The 13,259-nt window shown below is 59.0% G+C and carries 14 protein-coding genes and 1 pseudogene; 6 read left to right on the plus strand and 9 right to left on the minus strand.

Translation table 11 applies throughout. The features are described 5' to 3' along the window. Nucleotides 1–80 precede the first annotated feature (80 nt). Both ACIGJE_RS32970 and ACIGJE_RS32975 read left to right on the plus strand, forming a co-directional pair. Nucleotides 81–977, plus strand: coding sequence for a hypothetical protein (locus ACIGJE_RS32970; protein WP_483681410.1), 897 nt, complete (start codon nt 81–83; stop codon nt 975–977). Nucleotides 978–1,526: 549 nt separating this feature from the next. Further along, nucleotides 1,527–1,874: a DUF982 domain-containing protein gene (locus ACIGJE_RS32975; protein WP_483681412.1), complete on the plus strand. Its 348-nt coding sequence runs from the start codon at nt 1,527–1,529 to the stop codon at nt 1,872–1,874. An 11-nt stretch (nt 1,875–1,885) separates the two neighbouring features. Here the strand turns inward: ACIGJE_RS32975 and ACIGJE_RS32980 are convergent, their stop codons facing one another. Beyond that, complete coding sequence (locus ACIGJE_RS32980) at nt 1,886–2,191, minus strand: hypothetical protein (protein WP_483681414.1); 306 nt, start codon at nt 2,189–2,191, stop codon at nt 1,886–1,888. 884 nt (nt 2,192–3,075) lie between these two features. Beyond that, on the minus strand, nt 3,076–3,774 hold the full coding sequence (locus ACIGJE_RS32985; RefSeq protein ID WP_483681416.1) for an IS6 family transposase: 699 nt from the start codon (nt 3,772–3,774) through the stop codon (nt 3,076–3,078). Between the two features lie 725 nt (nt 3,775–4,499). Here ACIGJE_RS32985 and ACIGJE_RS32990 point away from each other — a divergent pair. Together ACIGJE_RS32990 and ACIGJE_RS32995 are read left to right on the plus strand one after the other, a co-directional pair. Further along, nucleotides 4,500–4,631 (plus strand): hypothetical protein, encoded by a 132-nt coding sequence (locus tag ACIGJE_RS32990; protein ID WP_483681418.1) that lies wholly within the window; start codon nt 4,500–4,502, stop codon nt 4,629–4,631. Nucleotides 4,632–4,852: 221 nt separating this feature from the next. Beyond that, the gene (locus tag ACIGJE_RS32995; RefSeq protein WP_483681420.1) at nt 4,853–5,005 is read left to right on the plus strand and encodes a hypothetical protein; all 153 of its coding nucleotides are present in this window, start codon (nt 4,853–4,855) and stop codon (nt 5,003–5,005) included. Between the two features lie 141 nt (nt 5,006–5,146). On the opposite strand, the gene ACIGJE_RS33000 is transcribed toward ACIGJE_RS32995, so the two are convergent. Then, nucleotides 5,147–6,538 carry an FAD-binding oxidoreductase gene (locus ACIGJE_RS33000; RefSeq protein ID WP_483681422.1) on the minus strand — a complete coding sequence of 464 codons (1,392 nt, stop codon included), beginning with the start codon at nt 6,536–6,538 and terminating at the stop codon, nt 5,147–5,149. Between the two features lie 112 nt (nt 6,539–6,650). On the opposite strand from ACIGJE_RS33000, the pseudogene ACIGJE_RS33005 reads away from it, so the two are divergent. Together ACIGJE_RS33005 and ACIGJE_RS33010 are read left to right on the plus strand one after the other, a co-directional pair. After that, nucleotides 6,651–6,785 (plus strand): annotated as a pseudogene (locus ACIGJE_RS33005) (LysR family transcriptional regulator); the annotation flags it as partial. A 78-nt stretch (nt 6,786–6,863) separates the two neighbouring features. Next, a complete protein-coding gene (locus ACIGJE_RS33010) occupies nt 6,864–7,556 on the plus strand; it encodes a LysR substrate-binding domain-containing protein (RefSeq protein WP_483681783.1) in 693 nt (230 codons plus the stop codon). 731 nt (nt 7,557–8,287) lie between these two features. Here the strand turns inward: ACIGJE_RS33010 and ACIGJE_RS33015 are convergent. The 6 genes from ACIGJE_RS33015 to ACIGJE_RS33040 all read right to left on the minus strand — a co-directional run bounded on the left by ACIGJE_RS33015 (nt 8,288) and on the right by ACIGJE_RS33040 (nt 13,067). Beyond that, entirely contained in the window at nt 8,288–9,205 is a 918-nt protein-coding gene (locus tag ACIGJE_RS33015; protein ID WP_483681424.1) for an NADP-dependent oxidoreductase, read from the minus strand. A gap of 195 nt (nt 9,206–9,400) precedes the next feature. Next, the gene (locus ACIGJE_RS33020; protein ID WP_483681426.1) at nt 9,401–9,868 is read right to left on the minus strand and encodes a DUF3788 domain-containing protein; all 468 of its coding nucleotides are present in this window, start codon (nt 9,866–9,868) and stop codon (nt 9,401–9,403) included. Between the two features lie 14 nt (nt 9,869–9,882). Further along, nucleotides 9,883–10,656, minus strand: a complete 774-nt coding sequence (locus ACIGJE_RS33025; RefSeq protein ID WP_483681428.1) for an FMN-dependent NADH-azoreductase — start codon at nt 10,654–10,656, stop codon at nt 9,883–9,885. A 43-nt stretch (nt 10,657–10,699) separates the two neighbouring features. Then, on the minus strand, nt 10,700–11,245 hold the full coding sequence (locus ACIGJE_RS33030) for a carboxymuconolactone decarboxylase family protein (protein WP_483681430.1): 546 nt from the start codon (nt 11,243–11,245) through the stop codon (nt 10,700–10,702). Nucleotides 11,246–11,279: 34 nt separating this feature from the next. Then, nucleotides 11,280–11,981 carry a nitroreductase family protein gene (locus tag ACIGJE_RS33035; protein ID WP_483681432.1) on the minus strand — a complete coding sequence of 234 codons (702 nt, stop codon included), beginning with the start codon at nt 11,979–11,981 and terminating at the stop codon, nt 11,280–11,282. Between the two features lie 129 nt (nt 11,982–12,110). Continuing rightward, nucleotides 12,111–13,067 carry an AraC family transcriptional regulator gene (locus tag ACIGJE_RS33040; protein WP_483681434.1) on the minus strand — a complete coding sequence of 319 codons (957 nt, stop codon included), beginning with the start codon at nt 13,065–13,067 and terminating at the stop codon, nt 12,111–12,113. Nucleotides 13,068–13,259: the final 192 nt, after the last annotated feature.

Consider the following 13,259-nt stretch of genomic DNA (forward strand, 5'->3'; position numbering starts at 1 on the left):
GCCGGTGTGAGATGATCGATACCCGTCGATAGTGAGGGCGAAGAACTGGAATCCCGAGTCCAAAATTTGCAGGATTCTTTATGTTGAAGCTTGAAGCACACTCGGACTTACCAATATCTGTTCGCCGTCCTGCACAGCGGCTGAGCGAATCCTTCATGTGCCACGCCGCGAGTTTGCGTCTATCGCCGGGGTTCAAACCGGCTATAGCTCGTTATTGCCATCGCATGGCTGAAAAGCCGCCTGTTGTATGGCCGATTTGTAAGCTCTTCGGTCAGTTCGAGCGCTATGTCGCTGCCTATCTGCTGATCCATAATTATTATGCTTGGCGTGAAGGCCAGGGCCCTTCACCGACGCTGGCAGCTCTTCAGAAGGCCACCCCATCGAGCGCCCGCCAGACAGCTGGGTTCGTTGCGGCGTTGAAAGCCGGCCGCTTTCTGGAAAGCGCAGTCAAACCTGCTGGTGGTCGGGAAAAGCCGCTCAAGCCCGCCGCCGTAATGGTGGAGGAGATTGGACGCTCAGGCCGCCTCTTCGTCTCGGCCTTGGATGAAATCGAGACTTGGCGGCCAGCCTGGGCCCTTGCCCTGATGGATATCGACAGATTGGGCGTACTCCTTCAACGCTCTGCAGCTTTCGTCCTCGGCGACGGCACCCTCATCCACCCATTCCAACGGGTCTTGCATTTTGCTGGTCGGGATTGTGGCTATCCATTGCTGACTGCCATCATCGGTGCCCACTACGCCGCGACTATCAAGGCGTGTCCCCAGGCGGTTCCTCTCACCTTGCGCGCTTTGGCTGCGCGCTTTCAGGTTTCGCGCGCTCACATCGGCAATTTGTTGGACGAGGCCCGGCAGGCGAATTGGTTCATCATCGAAGCCGGCAACCTCGTCCATCTCGATAACGATCTCGTTCTCGAGTTTGAGAACTGGGCTTGTTGGCAAATGGTTCACTATGGGGAGATAGCGGCGACGCTGGAGTAGCCTGCATCGATCGCGTGAGTACCAGACATCAAGCTGAACTTAAACAAGTTCAGATGCAGACCGTTCCAGTTCGCCAAACGCAAAAACCGTCCTGATGTTCATATCAGGACGGTTAGCGACTTATGACAGAACTGGTTGCGGGGGCAGGATTTAATCTTTACTTGCGCTCATTTGAAACACACCGCGTCGCACTGGAATATCTGCTTTCCGATGATTTTAGGGGGTTATTTCGTACCGCAGCGTAGCTCACTCGCATACTGGCGTCGAAGGTGCCGATCCTCCCTAGCTATCGACTGCTTAATGGGCTCCGGGTTCGCATCATCAAGTACATTCTTGGACGAAAGAATGCCCGCCGACCAGGGGGATCATCAGCGGGCAAGTTGGGTCGGTCGGATGTATACCTCGAACGAACAGCGTCAGCGGCCGTTCCCGCGCGCACGACGTTTTTTCTTAGGCCTCGGTGGTGCCCTGTAGGTCACGTCCTGAATGCGTTTGCACACGCTGATAGCGTTGCCGTAGACGGCAATGTGCTCCCCATTGTTGAAGTGGATGATCGTCGTCATCGGCCTGTGTGAAAAGATTTTACGGCAACAGACCTCGCTTATTGGAACGGCGAACCTGCACGACGCGTTTGCTGATGAGAGGTGCGCCATGAATTCCAAACCCTGGTCACATCCAGTCAAGTTCGAGATTGGCTTCGAGCAGTTCCGCATCATCATGACAACCGAGGACGCTGCTCGCTTCCTACTCAATCAATGGCCCATCGACGAAGGAAGAAGGCTAATCGCCGCAAGAGAAGCCTGCCTTGGTGCGTTGGAGGGCGAAGTGTCCGAAAGGCATGCCAGAGAAGCCTTCATCGAAGCGTGCGCAGAGGCTGGGATGTCTGTGGTCCCGTGAGCAGCGCAAGCTTACCGCCCGGGGTTTTGGGGTAGACGCCAGCCTTGGGTATTTCTCGTTCGCGTCCGCTCGTGCACTGTGCCAGCGTGGGGAATGCCGCCGGTGATGTCGTTGGGTCGTTGCTGCGAGCCTTCATTCCAGCCGTTATGAGACGATAATGGCATAGCGGCTGGCGCTATGGGATGATCGGCCTTGCCATATCCATAGCCTCGCTGAATCGCCCAGAAATCGTCCATGTCGTTGGTGCCACCCGCATGGGCGACAATCGCTGGCATGCTCCAGGCAACCAAGACGAGTGCGGCGAGGGTCATCTTCACGGTGAATCTCCATGTTCAGATGCCCTGTTGCGCCGCCCGATCAGTTGAACTTGCCTCGTCGCGAAACGCGACGTTGTCGCATCATTGCTTGCCAGGGGAGATACTTGTCCGTTCAGGACGGCATGCAAAGGGCAAAAAGCCCGGCCAGCAGCATTGCCAGTCGGCCGGCCGGCCGGGCAAGTCTTGGGTCATTGATGCAATCGCGACCAGATATAGGATGCACGCCACATCCAGTCTGAGCCGACGCCGACGAACGACAAGGGGACAATAACGCCGCCGGTCACAAGGTGCCTCATGGGCGTCGACAATTTGCTGTCTACCACTACTTGGTGGCCGTACTGTGGAATGGCGGATTACAATTCTGTAACCGTGCAAAAGCAATACAAAAGAAGCGGCCCAACCGAGGAACGGATAAATTGGGCCGGGTCAAGTCACATTTTCAACAGGAACATCAACACGAGCCGTATTCCATTAGGGAATACTTGCTCTGTGAGCCGTACCGGACAGACTGACGTAATCACCATTGCTGTGCACGAACGCTCAAGCAAAAGCCGCATCAACCCACCTAGCGCTTCTACTACTACTAAAACAATCTGGTGGCACTGTGAAAATCAAATGGCGCCAAAGTGGCGAGAAGGGCCTCGAGCTTGGCCCCATGACAATTCCCGCCAGACTGTCGTCTGTGAGGCAGTTCCGCCATTGCCCACGCTCGAATCCAGCGTGTCATAGCAAACCTTTTCCTGCAGAACCGCTATCCTTGCCGCCATCACTCGTGTCAGCGAGATCGGAATTGTCTTTAAAAGGGGCCGGAGGTGTCGGTCCCCTCCAAGGGTAGTGTTGCAAATTTTCAAGCGGGCGTAGACTGACCAGCCTGTGGGCGGATTTCAGGCGGCGATGGCCTCGAATTGTTGCTTGAGCGATGGGTTGGGATTGTAGGCAAATCGGCCTTGCCGCTTTCGCATCATATGAACCATTTCAATGCCGCCCAATGTGGCGGCTGCGGCATTGAACGATTTGAAACTCTGTATCGGCCGCACCCGCCGTTTGATGCGCCGATGATCCTGCTCGATGCGGTTGTTGAGATACTGACTTCGTCGGATCCGGATCGGAACCGATACTCGTGGTGACCGGTCGCGCAAGCGGTTCTCGGCATCGCAAGCAACAATCGCCTCTTGGTTGGTCTGGCTGCCGTCGACGACGATGCGCTCGGGCCGGCCGTGGCGGCCCAATGCCTTGCGCAGGAAGCGCTTGGCGGCGAGCAGATCACGGTTCTGACTGAACCAAAACTCGACCGTGTCGCCGACGCTGTCGATGGCCCGATACAGATACATCCATGTTCCGCGCACTTTCACATAGGTCTCGTCCACGTGCCACTTGCTGGTCACGGCTCGTTTGCGTCGGTTGAAGCACTTCAAAAGCAACGGCGAGAAGTGAACGACCCAGCGATGGATCGTCGAGTGATCAACGCTGATGCCGCGTTCAGCCACCATCTCCTTCAAGTCGCGCAGGCTCAGGCCGTAAGCCAGGTACCAGCGCACGCAAAGTAAAATCACCGAGCGATCAAAATGGCGACCCTTGAACATGATACGCACTCCAGCGGACGGAGGCGCCCTCATGCCGCACTCTGCTTACCGAAACGTTTGCAACACAACCTAGCGGCATGCATTGCCCTGGCATCGCGGCTGATCACGCGGACCAAGACCAGGGCCGTGCCTGTAACGCCCCGAAAAGCCTGACATTGCAACTGACTATATTGCGTTCTTCTGGGTTTTCGAGCCCGGCATCGATGTCAACATGACTTTGGGCTGATCCGCCAGGATGTCATGAAGGCGACCGGCAACAAGCAGGAGCCTTTCACCTATGGCGCTCTTCCGCCAGAAGGCCTCTACTTTGCGGGCAATCGCTAATCGGACCGCAGGGAGCGTCATTGACAATCGACGCCCTGAAGAACCCAGTAAGCTCTTTCGCAAAACCTTACCTCCGGCTTCCAAAGACGTGGCACAAGGTGGCGTTTCAGAAAGTTCAAACCCACGAACGCGCCATACTGCCATGTGACATAACGCACGTCCTCGACAAAGCGCATCTGATAACTCGCCCCCGTCGGCGTGCCACACTGCCATCGGTCGCTGGCATCAGCCCGGCCGGGGCCATTCGTCCACCCTCGGCCGGGCTCCCTGCCTCGACCTTGCAGGAACCGAGGCTTATGGCTGAATCAACGCGTAGTCACAGGATGCTCGCTGGCCGTGACGACGACGTGATAGTGGATAGATCGACGCGATCCACGGTCGGGGCAGTTTGAAGAAAACAAATGGCATGGCGTGCCAGGATCATCATAGCCGTCTCGACCGTGGTCTGGCTGGCGGTCCTGGCTGTCTCCCAGGCCGGTGGGCCCTGGTGCTACGGCAAGTCCAAGGCCCCCGATAGGCGGTCGGTGCTCTGAACTGGCTCGCAAGCTGGCCAAAACTCCAGTGCATCGGGGCGGCAGGTGACCCTATTGCTGACGGTCGCTTCAAGAAGTGCTTTGACGGGGAATAGTCCAACCGTAAGGCCTGGAACAACAGGGAGCGGGCCACCCGCTTGCCGCGGAAAGGCTTGTACAAGATGCACGGTCGGTGGGGGCCGATATCGAAATCGACCAATCGCTGATGGCAGGACGGAAGAATGAAGCCAGTTTTGCGTATAGCCCTTTTCACCATCCTCCTTACCTTCCCTGCCAGCGCCGCTGCCTATGAGGCGATCGATCGCGCCGTCAGGCAAGGCAAGCATGGTGCCCGGCGCAATATAGAGCCCGATCAGAACACCGACATCGGCTAGGCTCGCGCCGAGACCCTGGCTGAGCTGTGGCGCAACGGCCGCGACGCTTTGGAACTGAAAGGCGATGGCGGCGCGAGCGACGAACAGAGCAGCAAGAATCGTCCAACAGCTTCGCATTTGGATCTTTCCCGATGCCGTGAACTATGCCGTCGGCCGGATATTCTGGTTGAGGCGGAAGAAGTTGGTCGGATCGTATTTGTCCTTGAGTGCAGCCAGTCGTGCGTAATTCTCGCCATAGGCGTCGCGCACCCGATCCTCGCCCTCATCCCCGAGATTGTTGGCGTAGACGCCTCCGGTCGAATAGGGCCTGATGGCGCCCCATAGCTCGCGCGCCCATCGCATGTTGGCGTAGTCATCGGCGAGATCGTCCCAAATCGCGATCGGAAAACAGTCGAACATCGCGTCGCGATTCGCGTAGGGCGAGTCCGATACTGGAACCCGAGCGATTGCGCCGCCGACATGCTGGAAGACCAGCAGGGACGAGGTATTGGGGGCTCTCGCATAGGCGTCAAGCAGCGTGTCGATCGCATCAACACTGATTTCGCGCAGGAACTGAGCCTTCCAGTAGTAGCGACGGCCACGCGGAAACAATGCGTCGCCGCCGGATTGAATCGCAAGATAGGGAACAGGTGTGAGACGCGTCTCGACAGCAGAGCCAAACTTGACGAGGGGAGAAAGGGCGCGCTCACCATCATCGTGCGAGCCGACATGGCACCCTGAGATACTGAAGAACCGGTCGCCCGACGGGAGTGTCACCAGGGCTGCGTCAACGTCCACCTCATCGAGCGCGCCCCGGGCGAATTCATCATAGAACCGCATGGCCTCGCGCGCCTCCCCATAGGGATGGAGCGCCGACGCGACGAGCAGGGACGTGCCGATCGCATGCAACCGGTATTCGAACCGGGTCACGATGCCGAAATTGCCGCCGCCGCCTCTCAAGCCCCAGAACAGGTCGGGGTTTTCGGTCGGGCTGGCCCTCAAGATCATTCCTTCGGCCGTCACCACTTCGGCGGCAATTAGATTGTCGCAAGTCAGCCCGTATTTTCGGCCGAGCTTGCCGAAACCGCCGCCAAGCGTGAGCCCGGCGATGCCGGTGTCACTGTTGACGCCCATGGTGGTGGCCAGACCATGCGCCTGCGTGGCGCGGTCGAATTCGCCGAGATCGAGGCCCGCCTCCGCGCGTGCGATGCGATGGACCGGATCGACATCGATATGTTTCATGCCCGATAGGTCGATGACGATGCCGCCATCACAAACCGAGAGGCCAGCCACATTGTGGCCCCCGCTGCGAACGGCCACCTGAAAGCCGCGAGTTCTTGCGAACGCCACGGCCTCGACCACATCTTGAGTATCCGCGCAGTAGGCGATCACGGCCGGTCTCTTGTCGATGGCGCCGTTCCACACCTTGCGAGCCTGGTCGTAACCAGGGTCCCCCTCGATGATCACATGGCCCTTGAGGCGCAGTTGTGAGACGGGTCGAGGTATGGCGGGTGATTTACCTGCCACGTCGTCATGGGGCTGCCGCTGTTCCATCCGGTTCACTCCTCGCCACGAATGCCCATGCCATCATCTCATGGAGTGCCAAGCCGTTTCAAAATCGAAGAATTCAGGTGCTGGGTGAGAAAACCTCATCTACATTGACGGCATGAGGAAGCTCCTGCCCCTTCGAGCTCTCCATGCCTTCGAGGCCGCTGCCCGGCATCACAGCTTCGGGGCTGCCGCGAAGGAGCTCGGCGTCACGCCGACGGCAATCAGCCACCAGATACGGCAGCTGGAAGAGACCTCCGGTGTCAAGCTGTTCCAACGCCGCCCTCGGCCGTCGCTTCTGACGAGCGCAGGTGCCCGGCTTTATCCGGCCTTGCGCAGCGGTTTCGATGCGCTGGCCTCGGCGGTGGCGCTGTTGGCCGAGAAAGACGCGCAAGCACCGCTTCGCGTGACGAGCCCGAACGCATTCGCCAGCAAATGGCTGGTGCCACACCTGCCGAAATGGCGTGAAGCAAACCCCATTGTGCCCTTGGAGATCATCGGAACGGATGCCGTCCTCGATCTGAGATCCGGCGTCGCGGACGTCGCGATCCGCTATGCACGAAAGCCACCGCTCGACCTCGTGGCGCACGAGGTGGCTCGGGATGCGTATATTCCAGTTTGCAGTCCGCATCTGCTGGAACGATATGGCCCGATCGCGCGGGCGGCGGATCTCCTGCGCCTGCCCTTGATCCATTACGATTGGATGAACCGCGATCCGCAAGCGCCGACCTGGCGGCAATGGCTGGCGGTTGCGCGGTCGATCGATCCCGATTTCGGCCCGATCGAAAAGGTCTGGGACCTGAGTTTCCGCGAGGAACTGCATGCGATCGATGCCGTTGTCGGCGGGCAAGGGATTGCGATCTGCAGCGACGTGGTCGTAAGCAATGAGCTGAGGAGCGGGATGCTCGTCAAGGCGCATCCGCTTTCTCTGCCTGGCTACGGGTTCTATCTCGTTTCCCTGGCCCATAGTCCGCGGACACCGGCCATCGAAGCCTTTTCGACGTGGCTGAGGGCCCTCACTTGACGTCGCGGAGACAATCCACGGCAAGCGCGTTCGCACCCAGCCAAACTCACTTTACCGCCCGACCGAACTTTGTTTCGGCGTGCAAGTTTGAGTCTGACTCAAATCTGCTGCAGGTAGAGGCCGTTCTGATGCTGGTTTCCGGGAGAAACCAGCGCGATGAAGGGGCGATTTCGACGAAGCAACGGCTTCCGAGGAAGCCTCAGGGTTGTCTCCGAATGGGCAACACGTCGTCGGCGCGCTGAGAAAGCGGACGCAAGCAGTCTCGCGCGCGTCCCATCGGCCCGAACTTCGCGAAGCTGATGATCAACGGCCGCGACAATCAATCGAAGGCTGAAACTGTTACGATCGTCGCGATCGAGGGCGGCATCTCAGCCTTGGTCAAGGCCCGCGAGATCACCGCCAACTTCCCGCCATGATCAGGTCGAGGCGAACCAAGCCCTTGTCCGCTTCTGGAATGCCGTTGTTTATTGGTCAACGGCCATTTTGGAGCGTATTGCGGACAGTCGAATGCGGGCCCGTTGCCGGACCGTCCATCTTGGATCCAAAAGACCTGCTAGCCACCGTTCGGCCGTGCCCCCTATGCGCTCGGTTTTCCTGCGTCTCGAAGTGGTTAAGCCGCCGATTTTCGAAGACCCGGTCGTGATCGTATCGTCATATCGCTCAGCATCCGGCGCTGCGAGACGAATAGACGATAATTGAGGAGAGAGGAACTGCCCTCTCACCTCAAGTTCTTACGGACGAACGCGGATGACCGTCTTTCCTGAGCGTCGCTCGCTCGCGTTGAAAGTTGCAACGGCCTCGTCGAGGCTCGAAACCTTGCCGATATTCGTCCGCAGCCGTCCGTCCCGCACCCGCTGGACGATCTCACTCAGTTGGGCGCGGTCGGACTCGACAACGAAGTCAACCGCCCGGCCGTCTGCGGGCCGCGCCTCGGCCGGGCCGACGACGGTCACCAGCGTTCCTCCGGTTCGGATCAAAGCTACAGACCGCTTCTGGATGTCCCCGCCAATGACATCGAACACCAGATCGACGCTGCCGATGTCTTCCAGCGCGTCGTTCTCGAGGTCAATGAATTCATTTGCGCCGAAGTCGAGCGCCTTCTGTCGGTCGGCGGCGCGCCCGGTGCCGATGACATAGGCACCGGCCTCCCGTGCGAGTTGCGTCACCATCGAACCTACCGCGCCGGCTGCACCATGCGCTAGGACGCTCTGCCCCACCTGAAGACGGGCATGCTGGAATAGTCCTTGCCACGCGGTGAGGCCCGAGATTGGCAAGCTCGCCCCCACCGTGAAGTCGACGTCGCCTGGCAGCGGCGCGAGATTGCGTGCCTCCATGGCACTATATTCCGCGAGCGTGCCATCGCGATACCAGTCCGCGAGACCGAACACCCGCTGTCCCACCGACAGTCCAGTCGTGCCATAACCCAGGGCAGTGACAATTCCAGCCAGCTCATGTCCGGGGATCGAAGGCGTGCGCGCCTGGTCGCGGCGGTCGGTCCAGGTCGAAGGCCACTCCAACTCGGTCGGGACGAAGCCTGACGCATAAACCTGAACGACGACGTCGTTTATCGCTGCCTGTGGCGTAGGCCGCTCCACCATTGTCATGCCGCCCGTTCCAGCAGACTGGTTCATCACAGTGATCGCTTTCATGGGAATTGTCTCCTCAGACATTTGTTGATTCAGGACAAATTACAGGTGTGGAAGGTCTTTTCGATCTCACGCAGCAAGGTATCGGCTCGACGCCTTCCGTGACGACCTTGATGTCGAATTGCTATGTGATGTCGACGAGACCGCTGCCCAGGCTCCCGGAGCCACAGCACTGCGAACCCAGCATTTTTATCGACTTCAACCGCGCAGTGGTGGCGGGCGCTTCATCGTCAGAAGCTCCGTCACATCGTGCAGATCATCTGCCGATGAGATGGCAATCGTCAGCCATTTTCCGTCGATATATGTTTTGGCGTCATCGTAGAGCTTGATCAATTGCGGGCGCCAGACACAACGCCGTTCCTCAAACTTCTCTCGTTCCGCTCTGCCCATGACCACCACAGCCGAAAGCCGCCGGTATTCCGGCACCAAAGCGCAGAACGCCTTGGTTTTGTTGTAGCGCAAGGACCATCCGCGGTTCTTGCCACCGTAGAGCCAGTCCGGCGCGAAAACGCCAGGGTAGAATTCGTCAATCCAAGTCCGTAGCTCGCCCCAATGCACGAACGCATCTGGTCCGATCCATTCGCGGACGGCGCTGTCATCAGGCAGTACCGATCTATCGGTGATCCTGTCGCCAATTTGGGGAAGCATGCCGGCAGATAAAATCATGGGAGATCTCCTGTTCAAAGTCCGGCAAAGGTTGGATGGTTATGATGCGGGCCTGCCAGGAATTTGCGGCGCGCCCTCGGCGTGCTCCTGGCGCGATGCTTCCAGGAGCTGGGATGTGCATCGCGATGCAGTGTATCGATGCTCGATAGCACTGCGGGACAGCCATCGATGCCTCGAAGCTCTCGAACGGCCGTCAGATCGATCGCGGCTAAGGCCTTTTCCCTGGCCAGTTCAGCCTCGTCTCGGTCGAGGAAGGCTGTGGCCTGCAGGGCGTGAAATTGCTGGGTCTTCAGCCCAATGGAGCTAAGCGCCAGCGACAGATACGGTGTGAGAAAGTCGGGCTGGTTGGCTCGGTCGCCGGTGAAAACGCCACCGGAAGCGACCCCCACAAACACCGGACGGTCCCGCAGCATTCCCACCTTTCCGGCCAGCGTCGACTTCATCGTGCGATCGACGCGCAGGATTTGATCAATCCAGGCCTTGAGGACTGAAGGAATGGTGAAATTGTGCATCGGCGTTCCGATGACAATCACATCGGCCGCTTCGACTTCTTGAATAAGCACTTCGGAAAGATCCAGAGCGCCCTTCGGCGGGGCTGATAACGTGGCCGGCGTCGACAGAGCAAGTGCGTAGTCTGCCAAGGCATGGGGCAATGGATCGGTCCCCAGATCGCGACGAATAATGCATGCCCCGGGCGCGGCCTCGAGGAGCCTTTCGACGATCGCCGCCGAGAGCTGGCGGCTATGCGATTCTTGCCGCGGGCTGACATCAATATGGAGAATGTTCATGTGATTGTTCCGATGGCTTCGCGAGGTCGCGATAGGACCGAGCTCAGATCGAGCCCGCCAGGGCAACGGCGGGAAAGTCCTTCTCAGGATCAAATACGTTGTTGAAGAAGTTCGTCAGCGAGTACATGGCCACCAATGCGACGATCTCGATGATGTTCGCATCGGTGTGGCCAGCGTCGCGGACGGCCTTCAGGTCCGCTTCGGCGACGTGGCCGCGGGCATCGATGACCTTGCGTGCAAACTGGACGGCGGCGTCGCGTTTAGAGTCATTGGCATGACCCTTACGAGCAAGAATGATGTCATCGGCCGATAGTTTGGCCATGTGTTCAGCCGTGAAGCTGTGAACCGTGAGGCAATAGTTGCAAGCATTCACTTCGGAGACCGCGAGACCGATGCTGTCGCGCGTCCTCACGTCTAGAGCCTTGCTCAGGGAGCCGAGCAGAGTGGCCCACGCGTTGAATGCGATCGGGCTCTGCGCAAACGCCGCCATCATATTAGGTGTGAAACCGATATTCCTGGTGAAAGCATCGAGGGTCGGCTTGGATTCGGCCGGCACCTGTTCCGGCTTCAGAACAACAGTTCTTGCCATTGTAGTCTCCATAAGATCTTGAGTTAATTTGAAATTATGCGAAATCGAGCACATCGACCAACGGCATGCGCGGCTTCTGCGGCCAGTTGCCGGCCCGCTCCGGTCCGACGGTCAACAGCATCACTGGCACTTCGTCTTCGGCCAGGCCGAACTCGCTATGTACGGCTTCAGCGTCGAAACCGATCATCGGCGTTGAACCCAGGCCTAGCGAGCGGGCCACGTAGATGATCGTCGCAGCGCCGAAGGTCGCGGAGCGTACCGCCTCGTCGCGCTGCCGCTGCGGCTGATCGTCATACAGTCCGCGTGCGGGGATCTCCCATTCCGGCACCAGATGCGCCGGCATGATGCCAGCTTCCACCACCGGTGCCAGGCGATCAGGAACGGTACTGGCATCAGCAAGCTGACCGATGACGATAAAAGTGACAGCGGCGTCGGTGATCGCGGGCTGATTCCAGGCGATCGGACGCAGCCGTGCCTTGGCTTCAGGCGTGCGCACGGCGATGAAACGCCAGTTCTGCAGGTGGAAGGATGTCGGTGCCGAAGTGCCGATGCGCACCAGGTCGCGGATCTGATCGTCGGTCAGGGTCGCGGTGGGATCGTAGTATTTTGCAGCACTGCGGCTCAGGATGGTTTCGATGACGGCGTTCGTCGCGAACGCGTTTTCGTTCTCCCCGGTCTCTCCATGAACCTCGGCAACGGCGCAGGTTGCGGATTCGGTGGCGGTGATGCAGTTCATTGGGTGGCTCCCTCATCAAGTGATTACGGAGCCCAATTTACGGCCAGACGTGCATATTTCGAGACTGAATTAGCTCAACATGATGCTCAAAAGGATCAAAATGGTCTTTTCGGTTCCAACGCTGCACGCTTACTCGCCTTTATGCGCCAGCCGGCGCCATTCTCCCGGTGTCATCCCTATCCTTTCGGCAAACACACGGCGGAACGCCGAAACGGATTGGTATCCGACCGTCTCGGCCACAGCCTCGGTGCTGATCGCTGGTTTTTTCAACTCGTTGGCTGCCAGACTCATGCGCAGTTCGGTCAACAAATCGACAGCGGAGCAGCCCAACCTGTCCTGAAAGTGCCTCATGAACGTGGCACGCGACATACCGCATATATCCGCCAAATCAGGCAGTTTCCAAGACCGCGCTGGGTCGGCGAACATCGCTGCAATTGCCGGAGCCAACCGCGGATGGCCGGCCAGGGCCAACAAGCCTTCGGGTGCTTTCTCGGCCTCGCTCGCTGCGCGCAGGACCAAGGTGAATAGGGCCGAAGAAAGTGCGTTGAGAATGGCGCGTCCGCCAGCTCGGTCGCCTGCGGACTCCATCCGCATCAGACCGACCAGGCTGGCCAGTTGGTTGGAAGCGGACCCGACGCCCACTTCTCCATTGCCTTCGATCGCGCGCGTCACGAGATTTGTGGGCAGGTAGTTGCGGATCAGACGATCATGGGGGGGCGCGATGAAAAATCGCCCGCACAGCAGATCCAGACGCTCACCCTGGCTGTCATTCTCGCTCAGCATCCATCCGGCGGCGCCCCAGCGTTGGTTTGTAGGGATTGGCGTTTGCCCACTGCCGTCGTGCAGCATATGCGGTGCACCGCGCGGCAGCAGCACGATATCGCCGCTCACCAGCTCCCGCACTGTTTTCGACTCGGGATCCTCGAAAATGGCCCGGCCCTTGACTATGACGTGGTAAGGAATTTCATTCGCCGCAGCCCTATTCCAGGCGACACGCCACGGCGGACCATAGGCGCAACGAACCTCGAGCTGACCGGTAACGGTAATGATTTGCAACAGATGGCTAAGCCAGTCCACTTCAGACATTGGGCCTCGAAAACCGAAAATCATTGAACATCTTATCGCAGCCGCACATTGGTTCTACTTGCCGCCCACGTTTCCTAACACTGCTCCGGACCTGCATCGGTCGTGAGGGAGCGCCTCACGATCAGAACAAAGGGGTGTCCGCGTCAGACGCCGCAACAACGTCCGGCAATTAAATCTATTAGCGTGCCGTCA

The organism is Labrys sp. E2SS-1L (assembly GCF_057073705.1).